We start from the raw sequence: 24,202 nt of genomic DNA, 5'->3' as shown, positions 1-24,202 counted from the left end.
CATGCTGACTGACCGCCGCCCCATCCTGCTCGCCAACGCCCGCGTCGTCGATCCCTCGCGCGATTTCGACGGCCCCGGCGACGTCCTGATTGCCGACGGAATCATCCGCGAGACCCGCCGCGGCATTGGTGCGGCCGGTGTCCCCGAGGGCACCGACGTCGTCAACTGCTCCGGCAAGATCGTGGCGCCCGGCCTAATCGACATGCGCGCCTTCGTCGGCGAGCCCGGCTTCAGCCATCGCGAGACCTTTGCCTCTGCGAGCCAGGCGGCCGCGACCGGCGGCATCACCACCATCATCTGCCAGCCCGAGACCGAGCCCGTCATCGACAATTCCGCCACCGTCGACTTCGTGATGCGCCGCGCCCGCGACACCGCGATCGTCAACATCCTGCCGATGGCGGCACTGACCAAGAGCATGCGCGGCGAGGAAATGACCGAGTTCGGCCTGCTGAAAGCTGCAGGCGCGGTTGCCTTCAGCGACGGCGACCGAAGCGTGACCAATGCGCAGGTGATGCGGCGGGCACTGACCTATGCCCGCGATTTCGACGCGCTGATCGTGCATTACACGGAGGACCCTAACCTCGTCGGCGAAGGCGTGATGAACGAGGGTGAGTTCGCGAGCCGGCTCGGCCTGATGGGCATTCCGAGCACTGCGGAAGCCGTGATGCTGGAACGCGACATGCGCCTGGTCGCGCTGACCGGCGGCCGCTATCATGCCGCCGCCCTGTCCTGCACCGACTCGCTCGATATCCTCAAGCGCGCCCGCGACGCCGGGCTTGCCGTCAGTGCCTCGGTCTCGATCAACCATCTTGCGCTGAACGAGAACGACATCGGGCCCTATCGCTCCTTCCTGAAGCTGTCGCCGCCGCTACGCACCGAGGACGATCGCCGCGCGATGGTCGCAGCCGTCGCCTCCGGCCTCGTCGACGTCATCATGTCCGACCACAATCCGCAGGATGTCGAGGTCAAGCGCCTGCCGTTCGCGGAAGCAGCACCCGGCGCCATCGGCCTCGAGACCATGCTGCCGGCGGGCTTGCGGCTGGTTCACAATGACGAGCTCGACCTCAAGACGCTGATCCGGGCAATGTCGACACGGCCGGCCGAAATATTGGGCCTGCCCGGTGGAACCCTGCGCACGGGCGCTCCGGCCGACGTCATTGTGATCGACCCCGATGTGCCCTGGGTGGTCGATCCCGCCGACCTCAAATCGCCCTGCAAGAACACCCCGTTCGACGAAGCCCGCTTTACAGGTCGCGCGGTGCGGACCATCGTCGGCGGACGGACGGTTTTTGAGCATGTCTAATGGGCGCTGGCTATGTCAGCCATGGAGACACGATGGGGCTTGATGCATTCCTGCCGCTGGCCTTCGTCATCGGCTATCTCTTCGGCTCGATTCCGTTCGGGCTGATCCTGACCCGGCTCGCCGGCACGCAGGATCTGCGCTCGATCGGCTCCGGCAGCATCGGCGCCACCAACGTGCTGCGCACGGGGCGCAAGGGCCTTGCCGCGGCAACCCTGCTGTTCGACGCGCTCAAGGGCACGGCGGCCGTGGTGATCGCCGGCACCATCGCCGGCCCTAATGCAGCGATGGTGGCAGGCCTCGGCGCCTTCCTCGGCCATCTCTTTCCGGTCTGGCTCAAGTTCAACGGCGGCAAGGGCGTCGCCGTCTATATCGGCATCCTGCTCGGCCTGTTCTGGCCGGCTGCGGTGGTGTTCTGCCTGCTCTGGCTCGCGACCGCCTTCACCACCCGCTATTCCTCGCTGTCGGCGCTGGTGGCGTCGTTCATCACGCCGATGTTCCTGTGGTGGTTCGGCCACCTCGCACTGGCCGCGCTGGGCGCGGTGCTGACGCTGCTGCTGTTCTACGCGCATCGCGAGAACATCAAGCGGCTGCAAGCCGGCAAGGAAAGTCGGATCGGCGAAAAGACGTAAGGCCGGAAAAACTACGGATACCGCCGCGCCACTTCCGCATTATATGCCAATTCCTGTTCGCAACTCCGAGCCGACTCACGGCAGGGTGTGGCGAACGGGTTCCATGGCTGTCATCCTGACAGCGGACATGGCGTCACGCGGTTGCTCAGAATGAGCGAGAAGATTGTCGGCACGCATATCGACGGTGGTTCGCAAGGTGCGTCGCGCACTGCGGCAAGCCTGCTGCTCTCGGCCACGGACATCTGGTCCGGTGCTCCCTCGCCGCCTCCCGCGCCAGCGCCTGCTCCTGTTGCGCCGCCAGTGCCACCGCCTGTTCCCGTCGCGCAAACTCCCCGTCCGGTCGAGGTCGTAACGGTCGCCGCGCCTATCGCGCCGGCACGGACGGCTCCATCAACACATTGGCCACCGCGAAAACTGTCGCTGGCCCTCCAGGGCGGCGGCACCTTTGCCGCCTTCACCTGGGGCGTGCTGGAGCGGCTGCTGGAACAGCCGTCCATCGAGATCGACACCATCAGCGGCGCCAGTGCCGGCGCCATCAACGCGCTGCTGCTGGCCGGCGGCTTCGCCGAAGGCGGCCGTGAAGGCGCCCGCGCGCGGCTGAACCGGTTCTGGGTCCGGCTGATGCACGAGGCCTCGTTCCGCTCGCTGATGCTGGTCGGCGGCTTTTCGCCGGCGGGAGGCTCGGTCGCCTTCGGGCCGACGCTGCGCTCCGGCCAGTTCGATCCGTTCGATCTCGATCCGCTGCGGCAGGCGCTGGCGCGCGACATCAATTTTGCGGCGCTGCGCGATGCGAGGTGCCCAAAGCTCCAGATCGCGGCAACGCGGATTCGCGACGGCCAGCAGCAGATCTTCCGCAATGACGCCATCACCGCCGACGTCGCACTGGCCTCGACCTGCCCGCCACTGGTTCACTGCGCCGTCGAGGTCGACGGCGAGGCCTATTGGGATGGCGGCTATGGCGGCAATCCGCCGCTGGTGAAGCTGGTGCAGGAAACCACCGCGACCGACGTGCTGCTGATCCAGGTCACCCCGTCGCGCGACAGCTATGTGCCGATCACGCTCGCCGCGATCGATCGCCGTCTCGACCAGATCGCCGCCAACGCCGCGCTCAATGCCGAGATCGCGGCGATTGAATGGGCGCGACCGAGCGCGGCACCCGCGCTGCGGCTCTCCAAGATCGCCGCGGAAGACTCGATCGAGGGCCTCGCGCAGCGCTCCTCGACCGATCTCGGCCGCGGCTTCATCCGTTTGTTGCACCGAAGCGGCCGCGAAGCCGCCGAGCGCTGGCTCGGGCAAAGTTCGAATGTCGATGTTGCGCGGCCTGCATCGAGCGACCGCGCCATCTCCATTGAACCCGCGCTAGCCTGATTTCGCCAGCGCGTTCTCCAGGAACCACGCCGCCGCAAGCGCGCCGGGATCGTTGCCGAAGCGCGCGATCACCTGCACGCCAATCGGCAGCCCGCCGACCTTCAATGCCGGCACGTTGACGCATGGGTTGCCCATCAGCGTCCACAGCCGGTTGTAGCGGGGCGAGCCGGTCGAGGCGAGCTCCTTGGCCGGCGCGGGGCCCGGCGCCGGATAGGTCAGCAGCACGTCGAAACTCTCGAACATGTCAGCCAGCTCGCGGCGGCCACGGCGGGCGATCCGGCGCGCGTCGTCATATTCCTTCGGCGTCAGCCCGACCGTCGCATCGAGGCTGGCGCGCAGCATCGGCGCGATCTCGTCGTGATGCGCGTCGAACTCCCACGCCAGCGCGCGATGCGCCTCAAAATCCTGGATGATCGGATGGATGCGCCAGGCCTCCTGCACTGCCTCAGGCAGGTCGATGGTCTGCACACTGGCGCCGGCGCGCTCGGCGGCCTTGATCGCAGTCTGCAGTCCCTCCTCGGCCGCCGGCTCCACGGCCTCGGCAAACTCCTGCCTGACCACGCCGATACGCGGCGACTTGGCCGCGACGATACCGTCGAATTCAGTGCGGCCGGTCATCGCCAAAAGCCCGTGCGCGAGATCCTCCGCGCGCGCGCCGAACAAACCGACCGTATCGAGCGCCCATGAATAGCATTTCACTCCGACCGTTGGCAGCATCCGGAACGACGGCTTGATCGCAGCGGCGCCACAATAGGCCGCCGGCCGGATCACCGAGCCGCCGGTCTGGGTGCCCAGCGCCAGCGGGATCATGCCGGCACCGACGGCCGCCGCCGAGCCCGAGGACGAGCCGCCCGGCGTATGGCCGAGATTGTGCGGATTGAGCGTCGGGCTCGGATCGCGCGCGGCGAATGCCGTGGTCGTGGTCTTGCCGATGATGGTGGCGCCCGCGCGCTTCAGCATCATCACGACCGGCGCGTCTGCGCGCGGCTGCCAGCCGCGATAGATCTCGGAGCCCATCTCGGTCGGGAAATCGGCGGTGTCGATGATGTCCTTGATACCGACCGCGATGCCGCGCAGCGGTCCGGAGGCCTGCGCCTCGGCCGACTTGTCGTAACGGACGAAAGCGCGGACGTCTTTCTCCCTGGCCTCGATTGCCGCAAGCGATTGGGCGATGGCGGCATCGGGCGAAAGCTCGCCGCTATCGATGCGGCGCTGGAGGTCGGCGAGTGAGATCATGGCACAATCCTTCTTATTGGGATCGCTTTTAGCATTGCGATGAGGTCGCGCAAGCGAACGGCACTCTTGCCACTCTGTCAGAGGGAAGCACCGTGTCGCGCACCCGGCTGAGGCCGCAACATTCCGTCGAGCACCCCAAGCTGCGCATCTCGCCAGCGCATTCGCCTCCGCGACGCCCGTGGACGCTCGGCCCATAAGATCAAAAATGGAAACGGTATCTTTCAACCATTTCTATTTATGCCGCGATCCGATCGGGCCAGTTTGAGACCACAACGAAGGCCTTACCGCCGTCGGACCTCAACCAAGCACAGGAGCGACTACCATGGACCCCACCCGTTATGCTTCCCTCGTTGGCCGGCTGCTGATCGGACTCCCGTTCGCAATGAGCGGCTTCGGCAAGCTCGCCGCCTATGGCGCGACGACCGCCTACATCGCCTCCGCAGGGTTACCGGTGCCGCCGCTGGCGTATGCGATCGCAGTTCTCGTCGAGCTCGGTGGCGGTCTGCTGCTGATCGCGGGCTATCAGGCCCGCTCGGTCGCACTGGCGATGGCCATATTTTCGCTGGCAGCGGCAGCCTCGTTCCACAACAACTTTGCCGACCAAAATCAGATGATCCATTTCCTCAAGAACGTGATGATGGCGGGCGGCCTGCTTCAGATCTATGCCTTCGGCGCCGGTGCGATCAGTCTCGACGCTCGCCTCCCGCGCAGCGGTGCCGCTGTCGGTCAGGCGGCGCACGCGCGCTAAGCGGGCGACTTCGCGGAAGACCCGCCGATCACGGCGGGTCTTCCGGTCGCGCTCTTGAAGCATGATCAAGCGTACGCCGCTGTTGCTCACGCCCTCAGGTTGTTCCATGGTTGGAGCGAGAGGAGGAGGCAGTCAATGGGAACGACCCCCTTAGGGCCATTTCAGGTCAAACGTGACGGCGACCGACACGCAGTGCATCGCAACGTTGGCATTGGCACCCTCTCTTTCAAGGTCACGACTGCGGACAGCAACGGGGCATTTCTGGTGGCCGAGATCGCACATCATGCCAAAGGTGGCCCTCCCCGACATTTACATCGCCATCAGGACGAGTGGTTCCACGTCATTGAGGGTGAATACATTGTCGAGATTGGCGACGAGCGGTACCTGCTGGGGCCGGGCGACTCGGCCTTCGGGCCGCGTGGCGTACCACACTGCTGGGCCAACGTAAGCGAAGGGCCGGGGCGGATCACTTTCGTGTTCGCACCCGCGGGTCAAGCGGAGGCGTTCTTCTTGGAAATCACCAAGGCGAACGCGATGGCGCCAACGGACCCAGCATTTTGGTTATCATTCGAAATGGCATTGGTGGGGCCACCCCTCAAAGCGGAATCCCCATCGCGTTTTTGACCGCGCAAAGCGCACGCCCCTGTTGCCCACGCCCTCAGGTTGTTCCATGCTGCCCCCGCAAGGAGACGCCGTGGACGCCATCAATCCCAGCGTGGAGCTGACCGAGCTAGAGCGGATCGACCGGCTGCGGCTGATCCGTTCCGACAATGTGGGGCCGCGCACATTCCGCTCGCTGGTCGATCATTTCGGCACGACGCGGGCCGCGCTGGAGCGGCTGCCGGATCTGGCGCGACGCGGCGGTGCGTCGCGATCGGCGCGAATCTGTAGCGCGGATGAGGCAACGACCGAGCTCGCCGCGAGCCGCAGGTTCGGCATCACCTGGCTCGCACCCGGCGAGGACGGCTATCCGGCGCGGCTCGCGACGCTCGACGATGCGCCGCCGCTGCTCGCCGTGCGTGGCGACACAAAAACCTTGATGCGGCCGATGATCGCGATCGTCGGCTCGCGCAACGCCTCAGGCGCCGGCTTGAAATTCGCAGGTCAGCTCGCCCGTGAGCTTGGCGAAGCCGGCTTTGTCATCATCTCCGGGCTCGCGCGCGGCGTCGACCAGGCCGCGCACCGCACGAGCGTCGAAACGGGCACGATCGCCGTGCTCGCCGGCGGCCACGACTGCATCTATCCGCCCGAACATGGCGATTTGCTCGCCTCGATTCTCGATCACGCAGGTGCTGCGATCTCCGAGATGCCGCTCGGCCACGAGCCGCGCGCCCGCGACTTTCCCCGCCGCAATCGGTTGATCTCGGGAGCTGCGCTCGGCGTGGTCGTGGTGGAGGCTGCTCATCGCTCGGGCTCGCTGATCACTGCGCGCATGGCGGCGGAACAGGGCCGCGAGGTGTTCGCAGTCCCCGGCTCGCCGCTCGATCCGCGTGCCGCCGGCACCAACGACCTGATCAAGCAGGGCGCAACGCTCGTCACCGAAGCGTCCGACATCGTCAACGCCGTCGCACCGATCATGGAGCGGCCGCCGATGCATCCGGCGAGCGAGCCCGACAGCGAACCGTTCGAAAGCGATCCGCACGGGCACGACCGCGAGCAGATCACCGGCCTGCTCGGCCCCACGCCAATTTCGATCGACGATCTCGTGCGAATGTCCGGCGCCTCGCCCGCGATCGTGCGCACGGTGCTGCTGGAGCTCGAGCTTGCGGGGCGGCTCGAACGTCATGGCGGCGGACTGGTGTCGTTGCTGTGAGCGATGGAGTGAGGCTCGTTCGACCGGGCGGGTCACCTCTCCCCGACGGAGAGAGGTCGGATTGCGCCCGGCGATGCGAAGCATCGTCCAGAGCAATCCGGATGAGGAGCTGCAGCGCTCAGTGAGACCAGACCCCCCTCACCCGGATCGCATCTTACGATGCGATCCGACCTCTCCCTTCGGGAGAGGTGTCGGAGTTCTCGGCTCGCGTCTCACAAAAGCTCACGCGCTATCCGCTGTTGCGCTCGTCGAAGCGCGAGCGCGCCGACGCGATCTGCTCCTGATGCGTGATCGCCCACTCACCCAGCGCCTTGACCGGTTGCTGCAGCCCGCGGCCGAGATCGGTCAGCTCGTAATCAACGCGCGGCGGAATGGTCGGGAAGATGGTGCGCGTGACGAGGCCGTCGCGCTCGAGCCCGCGCAAGGTCAGCGTCAGCATCCGCTGCGAGATGCCGTTGATCATGCGCTTCAGCTCGTTGAAGCGTTTCGGCCCGCCGCTCAGCATCATGATGACGAGCACGCTCCATTTGTCGCCGACCCGGGCCAGGATCGAGGCGACGCCGCGACAGTCGGCATGGTCGCGATCCGGCATCGGCGCGGCAGGCAAATCGACGTGCGCAGGTTTCAAAGATGTGCCCATGGCTCAAAAAAGTGCGTTCTTGCGAGGTTTTTGATAGTCACTCATGTAGTGCGGGTTACAAATCTATACCATGGGTGACCCAAATGAAACTCCTCCATATCGACTCCAGCGTGCTCGGCCCCCATTCCGTCAGCCGGCAGGTTTCGGCTGCCATCGTCGACCGGCTCAAGCAGGCGACGCCGTTGCTCGACCTCATCTATCGCGACCTGACCCAGACCCCGCTCGCCCACTTGTCCGGGTCGCACCTTGCGGCGGCCCAAGGCGCGCCGGCGCCCGCGGAACTCGGACCTGATCTCGCCGCGAGCGCGGCCGTGCTGAACGAGTTCCTCGATGCCGATGTCGTGGTAATCGGCGCGCCCATGTACAATTTCACGATTCCAAGTCAGCTCAAGGCCTGGATCGACCGCGTGTTGGTGGCGGGGAAGACGTTCAAATATGACGCGAACGGCCCGCAGGGCCTGGCCACCGGCAAACGCGTGATCGTCGCGATCTCGCGCGGCGGCTATTACGGCGCGGGTTCACCGGCCGCATCGCTGGAGCATCTCGAATCCTACTTGCGCGGCGTGTTCGCGTTCATGGGCATCACCGATCCGGAATTCATCGTCGCCGACGGCATCCAGGTTGGCCCGGACCACCGCGAGAAGTCGCTCGCGAACGCTCTCCAGGCGGCAACGAGCCTGCGCGCGGCCTGAGGCGACGCCAGCCTCATCAGCCGCTGCGAGATTGCCACGCGGCGGCTGATCGGCTGGCGAACGTTCGACGAAGCTAAAACCAGGCGCCTTGCACGCCCAGAATGACGGCGAGCAGCGAAATGAAAAGGCCGATGCCGGAGAAGATGGCCACGCCGATGAACTCGGCCGTGTCGGAATGCTTGGCCGGAACCACCGATTGTTCGGTGTAAATACGCGGTGCTGAAATCGGTGCAAGAATGCGAGCTGCCTTTGGCATTACGGGCTCCCTTAAATAATGAGTCTTATAACCCCCGCCCGTAGAAGGGTCTTGGCAGCACCCGCGAAGGTTCAACGCATCACACAAGCTTCAGGAAATACATCTGCAGAGATGCGGGAACCGGGCGGCGCAACCATGTTCAGCGCGCCGACCGATTCAATTTGCACCTGAATTGATCAACCGCGATAGATCGGCGCGCCGCTCGGAGACGCGGTAGCGCCGCCGTCGACGAAGATCTCTTGGCCTTGAATGTGCGCGGCATCATCTGAGGCGAGGAACAGCACCGTCTTTGAAATGTGATCTGGTTCACCAATGCGCCCGAGTGGCGTCGACAGCCCGATGCGCTTCTCGAACGCCTTCTCCGCTTCAGGCGTTGCGATCGCAGCACCCCAGATCGGCGTACGAATCGCACCCGGCGCCACGACATTCACGCGAATGCCGCGCGGCGACAGTTCCGAGGCCATGATCCGCGCCATCGCGCGCACGCCGGCCTTCGCCGCGCCATAGGCCGAGTAGCCGGGGATGCCGAGCACGGAGATCACCGAGCCGTTGAGGATGATCGAAGCGTTGTCGTTGAGGTAGGGCAGCGCCGACTGCACCGTGAAGAACACGCCGGTGAGGTTGGTGCTGATCACCTTCTCGAACACCTCCAGCGTCGCCGAGCCGAGCGGCGTGCCGCCGGGGATGCCGGCATTGGCAAAGACGATATCAAGCTTGCCGAACTTTTCCGCGCCCTTCTTGATCGCAGCCTCGGTTGCGCTGATGTCGGTGGCATCGGCCACGACTGCGAGCGCGTTCGGACCGAGTTCCTTCGCGGCGGCCTCCAGCGTTTCCTTGTTGCGCCCGGTGATGATCACGTTGGCACCCTCGGCCACGAACAACTTTGCCGTCGCCAGTCCAATGCCGCTGTTGCCGCCCGTAATCAGTGCCGTCTTGTTCTTCAGCCTCATGCTCGCCTCCGGTGGTTTCATAATGAAACTAGATTGCCATCTAGGCCGATTGGTTTTATAATGCAACCACACAAACGCGTGATCGCCTGCCAGATGCGCAGGCGCGACGGGACTTGGACCGGACCTGGACGGGACTTGGATCATGGTGAAACGAACGAGCTTCGAGGGCGATGCCTGCCCGGTCGCGCGCGCGCTCGAGGCGCTGGGCGACTGGTGGTCGCTGCTGATCATCCGCGAGGCGCTGGTCGGCCTGCGCCGCTTCGGCGAATTTCAAAACAAGCTCGGGATGGCGAAGAACATCCTGGCGGTGCGTCTGCGCTCGCTGGTCGACCACGGCATTCTGGCAACAGCACCCGCTTCCGACGGCAGCGCCTATCAAGAATATGTATTGACGCCGAAAGGCCGCGGCACCTTCCCGATCCTGGTCGCGCTGCGGCAATGGAGCGAGGAGTTCGACGATCACCCCGAGCAGATTGCAACAATCCTCGTCGATCGCGACAAAGGCCGCCCGGTGAAGAAGCTCGAAATGCGCGCCGAGGACGGCCGCTTGCTCGCCCCCGCCGACACCATGCTGAAGCCACGGCCCGCGCCGCGCCGGCGCTCGGCGTGACGGATCGCCTCGTAGCCCGGATGGAGCGCAGCGCAATCCGGGAATCTTTCCGCGGAGACAGCATGGATTGCATCGCTATCTCGCAATGATGGTTCGGCGGGACTTGTGCAAAATCTCGGCGACGTCAAAGATGGCCAGGCATCCGAAAGTGGCATCACCATGCCCCTGCTCGCCATTGTCTATTTTTCCATCTCCGGTACCACCGAGACGCTGGCGCATGCGGTGGCGCGCGGTGCGGCTGGAATTGCGGACATCGCGCTTTGTCGGATTGCCGGCGATGACATCGTGTCAGGCCGATTCCAAAATGAAAGACTATTGGAGACGATCGACCGCGCCGACGTAGTTGCGTTTGGCAGCCCGACCTACATGGGCGGACCAGCGGCGCAATTCAAAGCCTTCGCAGACGCTTCAAGCGACCGGTGGAGCGAGCAGCGATGGGCCAACAAGATCGCGGGCGGCTTCACGACGGGCGCCTGCGCAGGCGGCGATCAACTCCACACGCTGACCTACTTTTCCATTCTGGCTGCTCAGCACGGCATGCTCTGGTGCGGGATAGACATTCCAGGCGGAGAGGATCCGAGCGGCCGGAATCGATTGGGCAGCCAGCTCGGCCTTGCGACGCATTTGGTTGAAGGCGCGTTACCGCCGAGCGACCTGACTACGGCCGAATATCTCGGCCAACGGTTGGCGAAAATGGCAGGCCGTAAGGGCTAACCGTGCTCGCCCCTTCGGCGAGTCTCACACCTCCAGCGACGAGCGCCACGCGCTCGCGCGGGCATGACGGAGTCGCGTAGCCGGATGGAGCGAAGCGAAATCCGGGGCCGCTTTATCCGCGGAGCGAATCCCGGATTGCGCTTCGCTCCATCCGGGCTACAGCCGCGAAAGCGCGGCTACGACAGCTTGCGCTTGCTCCGCAGCCGCAGATGTTCGTCGGCCTCGAGCTTGGTCATGCCCAGGAGATAATGCAGCACATCGAGCTTGTGACGCTCGGCGAGCTTGCGCAATGCGCCGACCTGCTCGGCGATGAAGGCGACGGCCTCGTCGACCCCGCCCTCCCCCGGTTCCTCGTTTCGCGAGCCTCCGCGCACGCCTGAGGCGGCGCGCGCTCGTTTCTGTCCTGGCTTTGCCACCAGCCCCACCCGAATCCATGCCCGGTGAAAGATTACGCCGATCACGATCGCAACTCCAAGGTGGTAATTTACAACTTTCTCGATATGAAACTTTTCCCATTTGGCGGGCTTTCAACAGCCTTCGATTTGACAGCGAGGGCCTCACCACCCATGTTCGGGACGAAACGGCCGACCCGAATCTTGTCGATTTTGGCCCGTAATTTTCCCGTAAGTCACTGGAACTACATGAATATCGTCATTGTGGAGTCGCCGGCGAAAGCCAAGACGATCAACAAGTATTTGGGCTCGTCCTACGAGGTTCTGGCCTCGTTCGGCCATGTCCGCGACTTGCCGGCGAAGAACGGTTCCGTCGATCCCGACGCCAATTTCAAGATGATCTGGGAGATCGATCCCAAGGCAGCCGGCCGGCTCAACGATATCGCCAAGTCCCTGAAGGGCGCTGACCGCCTGATTCTCGCGACCGACCCTGATCGCGAGGGCGAGGCCATCTCCTGGCACGTTCTGGAGGTGTTGAAGGAGAAGCGCGCGCTGAAGGATCATAAGATCGAGCGCGTGGTGTTCAACGCCATCACCAAGCAGGCCGTCACGGACGCGATGAAGCATCCCCGCCAGATCGACGGCGCGCTGGTCGACGCCTATATGGCGCGCCGTGCGCTCGACTATCTGGTCGGCTTCACCCTCTCCCCCGTACTGTGGCGCAAGCTGCCGGGCGCCCGCTCCGCCGGACGCGTGCAGTCGGTGGCGCTGCGGCTCGTCTGCGACCGCGAGCTCGAAATCGAAAAGTTCGTTGCGCGCGAATATTGGTCGCTGATCGCGACCCTGCTGACGCCGCGCGGCGATGCCTTCGAGGCGCGTCTTGTCGGCGCCGACGGCAAGAAGATCCAGCGCCTGGACATCGGCACCGGCGCGGAAGCGGAAGACTTCAAGAAAGCGTTGGAAACCGCTGCCTACGCCGTGACCTCGGTCGACGCGAAGCCCGCCCGGCGCAATCCGCAGGCGCCCTTCACCACGTCCACGCTGCAGCAGGAAGCCAGCCGCAAATACGGCTTTGCCCCGGCCCACACGATGCGCATCGCGCAACGCCTTTATGAAGGCATCGACATCGGCGGCGAGACCACCGGACTCATTACTTATATGCGGACCGACGGCGTCCAGATCGATCCGTCCGCGATCACCCAGGCGCGCAAGGTGATCGGTGAGGATTACGGTAACGCCTACGTGCCGGACGCCCCCCGCCAGTACCAGGCCAAGGCCAAGAACGCGCAGGAAGCCCACGAGGCGATCCGCCCGACCGACATGTCCCGCCGCCCCGACAGCATGAGCCGCAAGCTCGATGCCGATCAGGCGCGGCTCTATGAGCTGATCTGGAAGCGCACCATCGCCAGCCAGATGGAATCGGCCGAGCTCGAGCGCACCACGGTCGACATCACGGCGAAGGCCGGCGGTCGTACCTTGGAGCTGCGCGCCACCGGCCAGGTCGTCAAGTTCGACGGTTTTCTGGCGCTCTACCAGGAAGGTCGCGACGACGAGGAGGACGAGGATTCCCGCCGCCTGCCCGCGATGAGCCCGAACGACGCGCTGAAGCGGAAGTCGCTTGCCGTCACCCAGCATTTCACCGAGCCGCCGCCGCGCTTCTCCGAGGCCTCTCTGGTCAAGCGCATGGAAGAGCTCGGCATCGGCCGGCCCTCGACCTACGCCTCGATCCTCCAGGTTCTGAAGGACCGCGGCTACGTCAAGCTGGAGAAGAAGCGCCTGCACGGCGAGGACAAGGGCCGCGTCGTGGTCGCCTTCCTCGAAAGCTTCTTTGCCCGCTACGTCGAATACGATTTCACCGCCAATCTGGAAGAGCAGCTCGACCGTGTCTCCAACAACGAGATCTCCTGGCAGCAGGTGCTGAAGGATTTCTGGACCGGCTTCATCGGCGCCGTCGACGAGATCAAGGATCTGCGCGTGGCGCAGGTGCTGGACGTGCTCGATGACATGCTCGGCCAGCATATCTATCCGCCCCGCACCGATGGCGGCGATATCAGGCAGTGCCCGAGCTGCGGCAATGGCCGGCTCAATCTCAAGGCCGGCAAGTTCGGCGCCTTCGTCGGCTGCTCGAACTATCCGGAATGCCGCTACACCCGGCAGCTTGCCGCCGACGGCGAGGCCAGTGCTGACCGTTCGCTCGGCCAGGATCCCGAAACCGGCCGTGACGTCTGGGTCAAGGCCGGCCGCTTCGGCCCCTATATTCAGCTCGGCGAGCAGAAGGATTATGCGGAAGGCGAGAAGCCGAAGCGCGCGGGCATTCCGAAGGGCACCTCGCCCGGCGATGTCGAGCTCGAGCTTGCGCTGAAGCTGTTGTCGCTGCCGCGCGTGATCGGCAAGCATCCCGAGACCGGTGAGCCGATCACCGCTGGGCTTGGCCGCTTCGGGCCGTTCGTGAAGCACGAGAAGACCTACGCCAGCCTGGAGGCCGGCGACGAAGTCTTCGACATCGGCCTCAATCGCGCCGTCACGCTGATCGCCGAGAAGGTTGCCAAGGGCCCGAGCCGGCGCTTCGGCGCCGATCCCGGCAAGACGATCGGCGATCATCCCACCCTCGGCACCGTCACCGTGAAGAGCGGCCGCTACGGCGCCTATGTCACCGCGGGCGGCGTCAACGCGACGATCCCTGCCGAGTTCGAAAAGGACACTGTCACACTGCCGCAGGCGATCGCGCTGATCGACGAGCGCGCAGCCAAGGGCGGCGGCAAGAAGCCGAAGAAGGCGGCGAAGCCAGCCAAGGCCAAGAAAACTGCAGCGAAGGCTGCGGACGGCGACGACGCCGCGCCAAAGCCGAAAAAACCGGCCGCGAAAAAGGCGGCCAAAACCAAAACCGAGTCCACCAGCAAGGCGCGCGCAGCCGTGTCGTCGACCGCCAAGACCTCAGCAGTCAAGACGTCGCCGACCAAGGCATCTGGCGCTGCCAAAGCTCCGGCCAAGAAGAGTGCCGGCACCAATTAGAGGTTAAGTGAAACGCAAGAATGACCGTGGCTTTCCCGATCGGGCAGCCATCGTCGCCTTCATCAAGGCACATCAGGGAAACGTCGGAACCCGCGACATTGCGCGCGAGTTCGGCCTGAAGAACGCCGATCGCATCGAGCTCAAGCGCCTGCTGCGCGAGCTCGCGGACGACGGCACCATCAAGAAGAAACGCCATACCATTTCAGAGCCGGACAGCCTGCCGCCGACGCTGGTCGCCGACATCACTGGCCGCGACAGTGATGGCGAGTTGATCGCCTCCCCGACCGAATGGGACGAGGTCGAAGGCGGCGAGCCGCCAAAAATCCGCATCCAGATGCCGCGCCGGCCGAAGCCCGGCACCGTCGCCGGCGTCCGCGACCGCGTGCTGCTGCGCGTCGAGCCGTCCAACGAGACCGACGGCCCGGCCTATCGCGGCCACGTCATCAAGGTGTTCGACAAGGCCAAGAGCCGCATCCTCGGTGTCTTCCGCAGCCTGCCCGAAGGCGGCGGACGGCTCGTCCCCGTCGACAAGAAGGCCGCCGACCGCGAGCTGAACATCGCCCCGACCGAGACGCATGGCGCGCAGGACGGCGACCTCGTCAGCGTCGACATCATTCGTTCGCGCAGCTTTGGGCTCGCCTCCGGCCGCGTGAAAGAGAAGCTCGGCTCGGTCAAGACGGAGAAGGCGATCAGCCTGATCGCGATCTACGCCCACGACATCCCGCTGCAATTCTCCCCCGCCGCCGAGCGCGAGGCGGAAGCGGCTGAGCCTGCGAACCTCAGGGGACGCGAGGACTGGCGCGACGTCCCCCTCGTCACCATCGATCCGCCGGATGCGAAAGATCACGACGACGCGGTGCATGCGCAGCCCGATCCCGATCCGAACAACAGAGGCGGCTTCATCGTTGACGTCGCCATTGCGGATGTCAGCTTCTACGTGCGGCCCGGCACCGCCCTCGACCGCGACGCGCTCGACCGCGGCAACTCGGTCTACTTCCCCGACCGCGTCGTGCCGATGCTGCCCGAGCGCATCTCCAACAATCTCTGCTCGCTGGTGCCGGGCGAGCCGCGCGGCGCGCTCGCGGTAAGGATGATCATTGCGCCTGACGGGCGCAAGAAGTCGCACAGTTTTCATCGCATCCTGATGCGTTCGGCGGCGAAGCTGAATTATGCGCAGGCGCAGGCCGCGATCGACGGACGTCCTGATGACAGCACCGGCCCTTTGCTCGATCCGATCCTGAGGCCGCTCTATGCTGCCTACGCCTGCGTCAAGCGCGCCCGTGACGAGCGCGATCCGCTCAATCTCGATCTGCCCGAGCGCAAGATCCTCTTGAAGAGCGACGGCACGGTCGATCGCGTCGTCGTTCCGCAAAGGCTGGACGCGCACAGACTGATTGAGGAGTTCATGATCCTCGCCAACGTCGCGGCCGCCGAGATGCTGGAGAAGAAGTCGCTGCCGTTGATCTACCGCGTGCATGACGAGCCGACGCTCGAAAAAGTCCACGCGCTCGCGGAATTCCTGGAGACGCTGGACGTTCCCTTCGCCAAGACCGGCGCGTTGCGCCCCACTTTGTTCAACCGCGTGCTGGCGCAACTCGAAGGTCACGACCACTTCCCGCTGGTCAGCGAAGTCGTGCTGCGCGCTCAGGCGCAGGCCGAATATTCCTCCGAGAACTACGGGCACTTCGGCCTGAACCTGCGCCGCTACGCGCATTTCACCTCGCCGATCCGCCGCTATGCCGATCTGGTCGTGCACCGCGCGCTGGTCCGGGCCTTGGGCCTGGGCGAAGGGGCGCTGCCCGACAGCGAGACGCCGGAGAGCCTCGGCGAAGTCGCCGCGCATATTTCGCTGACCGAGCGGCGCGCGATGAAGGCGGAGCGTGAGACCGTCGACCGGCTGATTGCCCATCACCTCGCCGATCGCGTCGGCTCGAGCTTCCAGGGCCGCGTCTCCGGCGTCACCCGCGCCGGGCTCTTTGTCAAACTGGCTGAAACTGGCGCCGACGGCCTGATCCCGATCCGATCCCTCGGCACGGAATATTTCAACTATGACGAGAGCCGTCACGCGCTGGTCGGCACACGCAGCGGCACCATGCACCAGCTTGGTGACGTGGTTGACGTCCGTCTGATAGAAGCAGCCCCCATAGCCGGCGCGCTGCGCTTCGAGCTGTTGTCATCCTCAGGCGAGACCGCGCCGCGTGGCCGCAGGCCATCTGGTCCGCAACGCCGCCCTTCGTTCAAGGCGCAGCCCGGACGCAGTCCGGCGAAGAAGCACAAGCCGGCGAAGCCAAAAAAGTCCGGCAAGGGCAAGAAGGTGAAGGGGAAAGGCAAGGGCCAGAAGGGCAAGGCATGGTGACCATGAGCACGGCGCCAAAAATCTGGACGCGCGAGACCGGCCTGGTCGAGAAGCGCGACGTGTGGGCTGCGATGAAGCGCGGCTTTCGCGGCCGCTGCCCGCGCTGCGGCGAAGGCAATCTGTTCCGCGCCTTCCTGAAGACGGCGGACAATTGTGCAAAATGCGGCCTCGATTTCACGCCGCATCGCGCCGACGATCTGCCCGCCTATCTCGTGATCGTCATTGTCGGCCACATCACCGTGCCGACCATCCTCTGGATCGAGACCAATTATACGACGCCGGTCTGGATCAGCTTTGCTGCCTATTTGCCTTTCACATTCTTCGCCTCGCTCGGGCTGCTCCAGCCGGTGAAGGGAGCTGTGGTCGGCTTGCAATGGGCTCTGCGCATGCACGGCTTTGAGGACAACCCTCCGGATGGTATTCCGCCGGTGTAAGCAAATAACCAAAAGCGGTTTGGGTGAGGACATGACGGATACGGCGCAGACGGCCGAGAAGGCCAGGATCCACGAGGGCAAGGAAGCCGACCACCATCCCTATTTCCGGCCCAAGGATGCGGCGACACTGATTCTGGTCGATCGCAGCGGCACCATCCCGAAGGTCCTGGTCGGCAAGCGTCACGACAAGGTGGTGTTCATGCCCGGCAAATTCGTCTTCCCCGGCGGCCGGGTCGACAAGGACGATTATCGCGTGCCCTGTGCGGCGCCCATCACCCCCGAGTTGGAGGCCAATCTCGCCAAGGGCAGCCCGAAGACGCCGGCCTCGCGCGCGAAGTCGCTGGCGATCGCCGCGATCCGCGAAGCCTGCGAAGAGACGGGTCTCTGCCTCGGCCGCAAGACAGGGATCAAGGCGAAACTCGAAGGCGCCTGGCAGCCGTTCGCGGATGCGGGCCTGCTGCCCGATCCGTCCAGCCTGTTCCTGATCGCGCGCGCGATCACCCCGCCCGGCCGGGTCAAGCGGTTCGACACGCGCTTCTTCACCGCGGATGCCTCCGCGATCGCCCACAGCGTCGAGGGCGTGATCCATGCCGATGCGGAATTGGTCGAATTGGTCTGGGTCGAGCTCGGCTCGAAGCCGCTCGCCGATCTGCATCCGATGACGCGCAACGTGCTCAACGAGCTCGACACGCGCCTCGCCACCGGTCCGCTCCGCCACGATGCGCCGGTGCCGTTCTTCCATTTCTACGGCGGCAAGATGCAGAAGGATATTTTGAGCTAATCAGCGTCAGGCTCGGTGCCGACATAGTCGCGTGCGGGCAATTTCAGCGCTAGCCCAAGCTCCTGGGCGAGCCGATCAGCATCCTCGCGTTTGGTAAAACTCATCAGCGGGATCGCCTCGGTACCCTTGTTGCCGCAGAGATTGACGTCATACGTCGTCGCTTGCGGATCGTAGTCGTCGGTGATGCTGATGAAATGATAGTCGGCGAGACTGCGGTGCTTGCGAATATTCAGCGGGCCGAACTGCCGGGTGATCACGATCTGGCGCAGAGTCTCGTTAAGCACGACGAAAGTGCGGAACGTGAGCAGGATCAGGCCCGGGATGCCGACGAGCAGCCCGAGGCCGGTGAACACCAGCACCGGCACGAGATCATCGGCCAGCCTTCCGAATCCGGAAAAATCCTGCCGGAGGCCAAGCGCAACGTTCCAGAGCAGATAGGCGCTCGCCGCCAGAAGCGGCAGCGACAGCAGCCGGCCGATCCATGGCATCGGCCGGTCGATGCGGACCATGCCGCCATCCACTATCATTGCGCCTGCCATCAAAAATATTCCTCGCGAGGTCATGCTTAGTCGGAGCGAACGGCGGATCGGTTCGATGGCCTCCGTCATTCCGGGCTCGCCGCTGACGCGGCGCCCGGAATGACGGGAATGTGCTGAGGATCCATCGAAAAACGAAAAACTGTTCTTGGCCTCCCCCGATGGCGGAGTTCCGCCGCGTCCCTATGTCTTCTGCAATGACACCCAGAACGGAATTAGGGCGCGATGGCACAACGGCAACTCAAGCTCGGCGCATTCATGCGCCCGATCAGCATCCACACCGGCGCCTGGCGCTATCCCGGGGCCTGGCCCGACGCCAATTTCAACTTCGGCCATATCAAGACGCTGATCCAGAAGCTCGAGGCCGGCAAGTTCGACGCCTTCTTCATGGCCGATCACCTCGCCGTGCTGAATATGCCCGTCAACGCGCTCAAGCGCAGCCACACCGTGACTTCGTTCGAGCCGTTCACGGTGCTATCGGCGCTCTCTGCGGTCACCGAGCGGATCGGGCTGATCGCGACCGGCTCGACCACTTTTGACGAGCCGTATCATGTCGCCCGCCGCTTCGCCTCGCTCGACCATCTCAGCGGCGGCCGCGCCGGCTGGAACATCGTCACCACCGCGAACCCGGATGCCGCGCTGAATTTCGGTCTCGACGATCACATGGAGCATGCCGAGCGCTACAAGCGTGCCCGCGAATTCTACGACGTCGTCACCGGCCTGTGGGATTCCTTCGCCGACGACGCCTTCGTGCGCGATGTCGAGAGCGGCGTGTTCGTCGATCCCACGAAGATCCACACGCTCGACCACAACGGCAAATATCTGAAAGTGCGCGGCCCGCTCAACATCGCCCGCCCCGTGCAGGGTTGGCCGTTGATCGTGCAGGCCGGCGCATCCGAGGACGGTCGGCAGCTTGCAGCCGAGACGGCGGAAGCCGTGTTCACCGGCGGCGGCAGCCTCGCCGACGGCCAAAAACTCTACGCCGACATCAAGGGCCGGATGGAGGAGGTCGGCCGCGATCCGGAGCACCTGAAGATCCTGCCGGGCGCCTTCGTCGTGGTTGGCGACAGCGTCGACGAGGCCAAGGAGAAGCGTGCGCTGCTCGACAGCCGCGTGCACTACGACAGCGCCATCGCCTCGCTCTCGGTCATTCTCGGCACCGATGCGTCCGGTTTCGATCCGGACGGACCGCTGCCCGAAATCCCCGAAACCAACGCCAGCAAGAGCGGCCGCCAGCGCATGGTCGATCTCGCCGCGCGCGACAAGCTCACCGTGCGCCAGCTCGCCCAGCGCGTCGGCGGCTACGGTGGGCTCGCCTTCGTCGGCACGGCCAAGACCATCGCCGATCAGATGGAGGAATGGCTGGTCGGTCGCGGCTCCGACGGCTTCAACATCATGTTCCCGTTCCTGCCCGCCGGCCTCGATGATTTCGTCGATAAGGTAGTGCCGGAGCTGCAGCGGCGCGGGATTTTCCGCAAAGAATACGAAGGCCCCACTTTGAGGGAGAATCTGGGCCTGCCGCGGCCGAAAAACCGGTTCTTCGAGGCGTAATGGGCCCGATTTGAGTGGTTTTTCGCCCCTAAAACCTTGACATCAGGCAGTTTCTGGCTAGGTTGCCGGCCAACGCGGGCCGTTTGGCCGGCTCCAGATTCCCTTCATTTTTGAGGTCCTGAACATGGCCAAAGCGGTCACCATCAAGGTCAAGCTCGTGTCCTCGGCCGACACCGGCTTCTACTACGTCGCCAAGAAGAATTCGCGCACCATGACCGACAAGCTGGTCAAGAAGAAGTACGACCCTGTGGCGCGCAAGCACGTCGAATTCCGCGAATCCAAGATCAAGTAAGATCGCGGAACGCTGGAGACTTTTACGGGGCCCTTTCGGGCCCCGTTTTATTTTGTGGCCCGCTCGTGTCCCGGACGCGGTGCAGCGCGTAGCGGTGCGCCGCAGAGCCGGGACCCAGACAGCAACCGGCACAATACAGAGACATGGGCCCCGGCTCTGCAGCGCACCGTCGAAGTGACGCTGCGCTGCGTCCGGGGCACAAGAGGTGGGCAGGAGCCAAAGCAGCCGTCAGCCTCGCGAAATCCTGGCGTGGTTAGAATGACAAGCCTTGCTGCCTTCGATTGCGAGGCTGCCACGACTTCCACCGCTGTACAATTTCCAGCCGTTCATGAATCGCAGAGAGCGCCGGGTCGCGGCCAAACAATCCGGTCAAGTCACGCCGGCGGCGCTGTGCCAGGCTGGCTTCGCGCATTTTCAATCCGGACGCATTGCCGACGCCGAGCTGTGTTGCCGGCAAGCGTTGACGCTGGACGAGCAACACCCGGATGCCCTCCATCTGCTCGGCGTGCTTTGTTTTCGCGCGCAGCAGCCTGACGCCGCCGCGGAATGGATCGGGCGCGCAATCAAGCAGACGCCAAAAGCCGAGTACCTCTTGAGTCTCGCCACGGTGCTGGAGCGGCAGGGTCGGCTCGAGGAAGCGCGGCAGCATTACAGCCACGCCTTAACCCTCAAACCGGAGGATGCGGGCCTCTGGAATCACCTCGGCAATCTGCTCTGGCAACTCGGGCGCAGGAACGAAGCTGTGCTGCACTTGCAGCACGCCTTGAAGCTAAATCCCGACTATTGGGAGGCCGCGCACAATTGCGGCATGCTGCTGCTCGAGCTCGGCCGGCACGCGGAAGCCGTCGAATGCTTCGACCTGGCCGAGAAACTGAATCCGAATTCCGCAGCCCTGTATCAGATGCGCGCCGTTTGTCTCTCGGCGGTCAATCGGTTCGAGGAAGCGGAGGCCGACTACGAGAGGTCCATCGCGCTGGATCCGAGCCTTGCGGAGACGCACAACAATCTCGGCCTGCTGCATTGGCGATTTGGCCGGCTGGAGCAGGCCTTTGCCTGTTTCGATCGGGCGCTGGCGCTTCGCCCGGATTTTCATGCCGTGCTTAACAACAAAGCCGTGATCTTGTTGCATCTGCAAATGCTGGATGAGGCATTCGCGACCCTGCACAGATCGCTGGCGGTCGCCCCCAACGATGCGCAGACGCTGTTCTATCTGGCGACGCTCCAGCTCTTGACCGGCGACTTCGAGCGCGGCTGGCTTGCGCGCGAAGCGCGTTGGCGCCTTCCCTCTGTCGGTCTGGTCGATCGCGGCTTTGCCCAACCCCTTTGGCTTGGCGAGCCGATCGCAGGCAAGACCATCTTGCTTCACTCCGATGACGGACTGGGTGATGCGATTCAGTTCGCCCGCTATGTGCCCATGGTAGCCGCGCTCGGAGCCAAGGTCATTCTGGAGGTCGAGCCACCGATCCAGCACCTTCTGGGCGGCATCACCGGGGTCGCGGAGTGTGTCGGCCGATCGTCTTCGCCCGTATTCGACCTGCATTGCCCTCTTGGAACGCTGCCATTAGCGTTTGGGACGCGTCTCGATACGATCCCCCTCGCGGAGGGGTACGTTCCTGCGCCCCCGGCGGCGCGCGTGAAGGCGTGGGAAGATCGGCTCGGCCCCCGCAACCGCTTCCGCGTCGGTCTGGTCTGGGCGGGGAACCCGGATCACAAGAACGATCACAACCGATCGATGGCGCTGCGCACGCTGGCACCTCTGCTGGATTGCGACGTCCAGTTCGTCTCCTTGCAAAAAGGCGTCCGGGATCAGGACCGGGCGTTCCTCAGCGAGCGCTCCGACATCGTCGACCTGACGGAGCAACTGACAGATTTCAGCGAAACAGCGGCGCTGATTGGATGCCTTGATCTGGTGATCTCGGTCGACACCAGCGTCGTTCACCTCGCCGGCGCGCTGGGCGCTCAGGTCTGGACGATGGTGCCTTTCAACCCGGATTGGCGCTGGTTGCTCAATCGCGACGATAGTCCCTGGTATCGATCGATGAGGCTGTTCAGGCAACCCAAGAGAGACGATTGGGCACGCGTGGTGAACGACGTTCGCCTCGAACTTGAGGGCCTGGTTGCCGTGTGGCGGTCAAGGCAAGATCAATCTACGCTCCAGGGTCCGCTGTGCGCGCGGAAGATGACGTTGAAGCCGAATAGCTCAGTGTCAGCCAACTAGGGGCCAGAAGCGGTCATTCGGGCACGCCGGCTATGCGCCAAGCTTCGCTCAATTTATCGACGTCTTCGCGTCGGCGAAATGGCGCGGCTTTGATGCTGGAAATATGCAAGGCAGGGTCCGCTTGCAGAACTGCGTCGCAAGCGCGACGGGCTTCGTCAATATGCCCGGCCATCGCCAGACTCGACATGCGTATTCGCTGTGCGCCCGGAAAATTCGGCTGGCGCTGGATCGCTCTCGTGGCCAAGAATAGACCCTCTTTGTACTGCCCGGCAAAAAAATGAGCGAATGCCATTCCCGTTTGCGGCACGAACAGATGGGGATCGATCGGGCTCAAACGAATAGCCGCCGAGAAGTGCTCAATCGCTGCGTCGTGATCGCCGAGATAAACCTGTGCCCAGCCGGCCCAAAGGCGCGCCATCATTAAATTGGGATCGAGCGCGACCGCCCTTGCAGCCAAAGCTGATCCAGTCTCGGGTTCTTCGAGTACGTAGGAATACACCTCTGCTGCGTGCGCAAGCACCAGAGGATCGCCCTGATCAAGTTGCATCGCCCGTTCCGCCAAGTGTCGGCTTTCGGCCCGTTCCTTTGCCGCGTCCTCGATCCAACCGAAACCCTTCTTCTGACCGAAAATGTTGGCTCCGGAAGCGTGGGCAACGGCAAATTCGGGATCGAGCGCGATGGCAAGTCTCGTCATCCTGAGAGCTTCATCGCTGCCTTCCCTGGTCCACTGGTAGATGCTGAACTTGGAGCGCAGATAATAGTCATAGGCTTGGAGGTTTTCGGTCGGCTTGCGCCGCGCGCGCTCGATTTCGGCGCGCTCGAGCTGTGGAGACATCGCGCCGATCACGCTGCTCGTCAGTCGATCCTGTACATCGAAGATATCTTCAAGATCGCTGTCGAACTTGTCCGCCCAGATGTGCACGCCGGTGGTTGCGTCGATCAGCTGCCCGGTCACGCGAACCTTTTTTCGTCCTTTGCGTACGCTGCCTTCCAGGACATAGCGAACGCCAAGCTCACGGCTGACTCGCTTGATATCAACCGCTTTCGTTCCGTAGGTGAAACTTGAATTTCGCGAGATCACGAACAGCAGTTTCGAGCGCGATAATCCCGTGATGATGTCCTCGACCATGCCGTCGGCGAAATAGTCCTGATCCGGATCGTGGCTGAGATTCTGGAAGGGCAGCACGGCAATGGACGGTTTGTCGGGAAGTTCGAGGATCGGCTTCGAGGGTTCGATCTGACCGTCAGTGACCGCCGCACCAGGAAGTCCATGCTCTTGCTGGACCGGTCCGACGAAACGGAAGCCCTTTCGCGGCAGAGTCCTGATCAGGCGCTGTTCGCCGCCGGAATCGTCGATCGCGCTGCGCGCGGCATTCAGGCGAGTTGTCAGTGCAGCGTCGGACACGCTGCGCCCGTTCCAGATGGCATTGATGAGGTCGTCCTTGCTGACGACGCGCTCCCGGTTGCGGATCAGAAACTCGAGCAGGTCGAATACTTGTGGCGCGAGGGCGACAAGATCCGAGCCGCGATGCAACTCGCGCCGGTCCGTATCGAATGCGAAACTCTCGAATAAAAAGCGCAAAGCTGCCGTTCCCTCGGCTGACCTCCGATCGTCGGGGCAGCAACACCGGTTGCAACTCGAAGAATAAGCTGCCGATAAGGAAAAAGTAA

23 protein-coding genes are annotated in these 24,202 nt (G+C 64.1%); 16 read left to right on the top strand and 7 right to left on the bottom strand.

Annotated features, from left to right (window positions below):
- Position 1: 1 nt before the first annotated feature.
- The 3 genes from JJE66_RS16960 to JJE66_RS16950 all read left to right on the top strand — a co-directional run bounded on the left by JJE66_RS16960 (position 2) and on the right by JJE66_RS16950 (position 3,300).
- On the top strand, positions 2-1,303 hold the full coding sequence (locus tag JJE66_RS16960) for a dihydroorotase (RefSeq protein ID WP_200518506.1): 1,302 nt from the start codon (positions 2-4) through the stop codon (positions 1,301-1,303).
- A 32-nt stretch (positions 1,304-1,335) separates the two neighbouring features.
- Positions 1,336-1,932 (top strand): glycerol-3-phosphate 1-O-acyltransferase PlsY, encoded by a 597-nt coding sequence (gene plsY / locus JJE66_RS16955; protein WP_200515467.1) that lies wholly within the window; start codon positions 1,336-1,338, stop codon positions 1,930-1,932.
- Positions 1,933-2,082: 150 nt separating this feature from the next.
- Positions 2,083-3,300, top strand: coding sequence for a patatin-like phospholipase family protein (locus tag JJE66_RS16950; RefSeq protein WP_200515466.1), 1,218 nt, complete (start codon positions 2,083-2,085; stop codon positions 3,298-3,300).
- Here the strand turns inward: JJE66_RS16950 and JJE66_RS16945 are convergent.
- Positions 3,292-4,536, bottom strand: coding sequence for an amidase (locus JJE66_RS16945; protein ID WP_200515465.1), 1,245 nt, complete (start codon positions 4,534-4,536; stop codon positions 3,292-3,294). The genes JJE66_RS16950 and JJE66_RS16945 overlap by 9 nt on opposite strands.
- Positions 4,537-4,858: 322 nt before the next feature.
- On the opposite strand from JJE66_RS16945, the gene JJE66_RS16940 reads away from it, so the two are divergent.
- The 3 genes from JJE66_RS16940 (at position 4,859) to dprA (ending at position 7,097) form a co-directional block, all read left to right on the top strand.
- Positions 4,859-5,284, top strand: a complete 426-nt coding sequence (locus tag JJE66_RS16940) for a DoxX family protein (protein WP_200515464.1) — start codon at positions 4,859-4,861, stop codon at positions 5,282-5,284.
- Between the two features lie 135 nt (positions 5,285-5,419).
- Entirely contained in the window at positions 5,420-5,908 is a 489-nt protein-coding gene (locus JJE66_RS16935; protein WP_200515463.1) for a cupin domain-containing protein, read from the top strand.
- A gap of 46 nt (positions 5,909-5,954) precedes the next feature.
- Positions 5,955-7,097, top strand: a complete 1,143-nt coding sequence (gene dprA / locus JJE66_RS16930) for a DNA-processing protein DprA (RefSeq protein WP_200515462.1) — start codon at positions 5,955-5,957, stop codon at positions 7,095-7,097.
- Between the two features lie 229 nt (positions 7,098-7,326).
- Here dprA and JJE66_RS16925 read toward each other — a convergent pair whose 3' ends face one another.
- Positions 7,327-7,737: a helix-turn-helix domain-containing protein gene (locus JJE66_RS16925; protein WP_200515461.1), complete on the bottom strand. Its 411-nt coding sequence runs from the start codon at positions 7,735-7,737 to the stop codon at positions 7,327-7,329.
- An 83-nt stretch (positions 7,738-7,820) separates the two neighbouring features.
- Here JJE66_RS16925 and JJE66_RS16920 point away from each other — a divergent pair, with 83 nt between their 5' ends.
- Complete coding sequence (locus JJE66_RS16920; RefSeq protein WP_200515460.1) at positions 7,821-8,429, top strand: FMN-dependent NADH-azoreductase; 609 nt, start codon at positions 7,821-7,823, stop codon at positions 8,427-8,429.
- Between the two features lie 73 nt (positions 8,430-8,502).
- Here JJE66_RS16920 and JJE66_RS16915 read toward each other — a convergent pair whose 3' ends face one another.
- Both JJE66_RS16915 and JJE66_RS16910 read right to left on the bottom strand, forming a co-directional pair.
- Complete coding sequence (locus JJE66_RS16915; protein ID WP_200515459.1) at positions 8,503-8,685, bottom strand: hypothetical protein; 183 nt, start codon at positions 8,683-8,685, stop codon at positions 8,503-8,505.
- Positions 8,686-8,861: 176 nt separating this feature from the next.
- The gene (locus tag JJE66_RS16910) at positions 8,862-9,635 is read right to left on the bottom strand and encodes an SDR family NAD(P)-dependent oxidoreductase (RefSeq protein WP_200515458.1); all 774 of its coding nucleotides are present in this window, start codon (positions 9,633-9,635) and stop codon (positions 8,862-8,864) included.
- Between the two features lie 142 nt (positions 9,636-9,777).
- Between JJE66_RS16910 and JJE66_RS16905 the strand changes: the two genes are divergently transcribed.
- Entirely contained in the window at positions 9,778-10,245 is a 468-nt protein-coding gene (locus JJE66_RS16905; RefSeq protein WP_200515457.1) for a helix-turn-helix domain-containing protein, read from the top strand.
- 105 nt (positions 10,246-10,350) lie between these two features.
- Positions 10,351-10,959, top strand: a complete 609-nt coding sequence (locus tag JJE66_RS16900) for a flavodoxin family protein (protein WP_311979927.1) — start codon at positions 10,351-10,353, stop codon at positions 10,957-10,959.
- A gap of 176 nt (positions 10,960-11,135) precedes the next feature.
- Here the strand turns inward: JJE66_RS16900 and JJE66_RS16895 are convergent, their stop codons facing one another.
- Positions 11,136-11,420, bottom strand: coding sequence for a hypothetical protein (locus tag JJE66_RS16895; RefSeq protein WP_409362838.1), 285 nt, complete (start codon positions 11,418-11,420; stop codon positions 11,136-11,138).
- Between the two features lie 180 nt (positions 11,421-11,600).
- Here JJE66_RS16895 and topA point away from each other — a divergent pair, with 180 nt between their 5' ends.
- Genes topA through JJE66_RS16875 form a run of 4 tightly spaced genes read left to right on the top strand, consistent with a single transcriptional unit; the run spans position 11,601 to position 17,934 of the window.
- On the top strand, positions 11,601-14,363 hold the full coding sequence (gene topA, locus JJE66_RS16890; RefSeq protein WP_200515456.1) for a type I DNA topoisomerase: 2,763 nt from the start codon (positions 11,601-11,603) through the stop codon (positions 14,361-14,363).
- 7 nt (positions 14,364-14,370) lie between these two features.
- Positions 14,371-16,719, top strand: coding sequence for a ribonuclease R (gene rnr, locus JJE66_RS16885; protein WP_200515455.1), 2,349 nt, complete (start codon positions 14,371-14,373; stop codon positions 16,717-16,719).
- A complete protein-coding gene (locus JJE66_RS16880) occupies positions 16,713-17,153 on the top strand; it encodes a DUF983 domain-containing protein (protein ID WP_200515454.1) in 441 nt (146 codons plus the stop codon). Before rnr ends, JJE66_RS16880 begins: the two co-directional genes overlap by 7 nt.
- A 31-nt stretch (positions 17,154-17,184) precedes the next feature.
- On the top strand, positions 17,185-17,934 hold the full coding sequence (locus tag JJE66_RS16875; RefSeq protein WP_200515453.1) for an NUDIX hydrolase: 750 nt from the start codon (positions 17,185-17,187) through the stop codon (positions 17,932-17,934).
- Here the strand turns inward: JJE66_RS16875 and JJE66_RS16870 are convergent.
- Entirely contained in the window at positions 17,931-18,473 is a 543-nt protein-coding gene (locus JJE66_RS16870; protein WP_200515452.1) for a hypothetical protein, read from the bottom strand. The two genes, JJE66_RS16875 and JJE66_RS16870, sit on opposite strands and share 4 nt — an antisense overlap.
- Before the next feature lie 222 nt (positions 18,474-18,695).
- On the opposite strand from JJE66_RS16870, the gene JJE66_RS16865 reads away from it, so the two are divergent.
- From JJE66_RS16865 to JJE66_RS16855, 3 genes are all read left to right on the top strand, one after another.
- Positions 18,696-20,021: an LLM class flavin-dependent oxidoreductase gene (locus tag JJE66_RS16865; protein ID WP_200515451.1), complete on the top strand. Its 1,326-nt coding sequence runs from the start codon at positions 18,696-18,698 to the stop codon at positions 20,019-20,021.
- Between the two features lie 124 nt (positions 20,022-20,145).
- Entirely contained in the window at positions 20,146-20,313 is a 168-nt protein-coding gene (gene rpmG / locus JJE66_RS16860) for a 50S ribosomal protein L33 (protein WP_045008041.1), read from the top strand.
- A 328-nt stretch (positions 20,314-20,641) separates the two neighbouring features.
- Positions 20,642-22,531, top strand: coding sequence for a tetratricopeptide repeat protein (locus JJE66_RS16855; RefSeq protein ID WP_200515450.1), 1,890 nt, complete (start codon positions 20,642-20,644; stop codon positions 22,529-22,531).
- 13 nt (positions 22,532-22,544) lie between these two features.
- Here the strand turns inward: JJE66_RS16855 and JJE66_RS16850 are convergent, their stop codons facing one another.
- Entirely contained in the window at positions 22,545-24,113 is a 1,569-nt protein-coding gene (locus tag JJE66_RS16850) for a winged helix-turn-helix domain-containing tetratricopeptide repeat protein (protein ID WP_200515449.1), read from the bottom strand.
- Positions 24,114-24,202 lie beyond the last annotated feature (89 nt).

Origin of the sequence: Bradyrhizobium diazoefficiens (genome assembly GCF_016612535.1) — a bacterium.
Taxonomy (GTDB): Bacteria; Pseudomonadota; Alphaproteobacteria; order Rhizobiales; family Xanthobacteraceae; genus Bradyrhizobium; species Bradyrhizobium diazoefficiens_C.
Note: the sequence above shows the minus strand (reverse complement) of the source record. Positions and strands in the feature narration are given on the sequence as shown.

Excerpts from the sequence above, each read along its gene's own strand:
- JJE66_RS16945 (WP_200515465.1), bottom strand. The coding sequence starts at position 4,536 with ATGATCTCACTCGCCGACCTCCAGCGCCGCATCGATAGCGGCGAGCTT.
- JJE66_RS16935 (WP_200515463.1), top strand. The coding sequence starts at position 5,420 with ATGGGAACGACCCCCTTAGGGCCATTTCAGGTCAAACGTGACGGCGAC.
- rpmG (WP_045008041.1), top strand. The coding sequence starts at position 20,146 with ATGGCCAAAGCGGTCACCATCAAGGTCAAGCTCGTGTCCTCGGCCGAC.
- JJE66_RS16960 (WP_200518506.1), top strand. The coding sequence starts at position 2 with ATGCTGACTGACCGCCGCCCCATCCTGCTCGCCAACGCCCGCGTCGTC.
- JJE66_RS16925 (WP_200515461.1), bottom strand. The coding sequence starts at position 7,737 with ATGGGCACATCTTTGAAACCTGCGCACGTCGATTTGCCTGCCGCGCCG.
- topA (WP_200515456.1), top strand. The coding sequence starts at position 11,601 with ATGAATATCGTCATTGTGGAGTCGCCGGCGAAAGCCAAGACGATCAAC.
- JJE66_RS16870 (WP_200515452.1), bottom strand. The coding sequence starts at position 18,473 with ATGGCAGGCGCAATGATAGTGGATGGCGGCATGGTCCGCATCGACCGG.
- JJE66_RS16905 (WP_200515457.1), top strand. The coding sequence starts at position 9,778 with ATGGTGAAACGAACGAGCTTCGAGGGCGATGCCTGCCCGGTCGCGCGC.
- plsY (WP_200515467.1), top strand. The coding sequence starts at position 1,336 with ATGGGGCTTGATGCATTCCTGCCGCTGGCCTTCGTCATCGGCTATCTC.
- JJE66_RS16880 (WP_200515454.1), top strand. The coding sequence starts at position 16,713 with ATGGTGACCATGAGCACGGCGCCAAAAATCTGGACGCGCGAGACCGGC.
- JJE66_RS16940 (WP_200515464.1), top strand. The coding sequence starts at position 4,859 with ATGGACCCCACCCGTTATGCTTCCCTCGTTGGCCGGCTGCTGATCGGA.
- JJE66_RS16875 (WP_200515453.1), top strand. The coding sequence starts at position 17,185 with ATGACGGATACGGCGCAGACGGCCGAGAAGGCCAGGATCCACGAGGGC.
- JJE66_RS16915 (WP_200515459.1), bottom strand. The coding sequence starts at position 8,685 with ATGCCAAAGGCAGCTCGCATTCTTGCACCGATTTCAGCACCGCGTATT.
- JJE66_RS16855 (WP_200515450.1), top strand. The coding sequence starts at position 20,642 with ATGAATCGCAGAGAGCGCCGGGTCGCGGCCAAACAATCCGGTCAAGTC.
- JJE66_RS16950 (WP_200515466.1), top strand. The coding sequence starts at position 2,083 with ATGAGCGAGAAGATTGTCGGCACGCATATCGACGGTGGTTCGCAAGGT.
- JJE66_RS16910 (WP_200515458.1), bottom strand. The coding sequence starts at position 9,635 with ATGAGGCTGAAGAACAAGACGGCACTGATTACGGGCGGCAACAGCGGC.
- JJE66_RS16865 (WP_200515451.1), top strand. The coding sequence starts at position 18,696 with ATGGCACAACGGCAACTCAAGCTCGGCGCATTCATGCGCCCGATCAGC.
- dprA (WP_200515462.1), top strand. The coding sequence starts at position 5,955 with ATGCTGCCCCCGCAAGGAGACGCCGTGGACGCCATCAATCCCAGCGTG.
- JJE66_RS16920 (WP_200515460.1), top strand. The coding sequence starts at position 7,821 with ATGAAACTCCTCCATATCGACTCCAGCGTGCTCGGCCCCCATTCCGTC.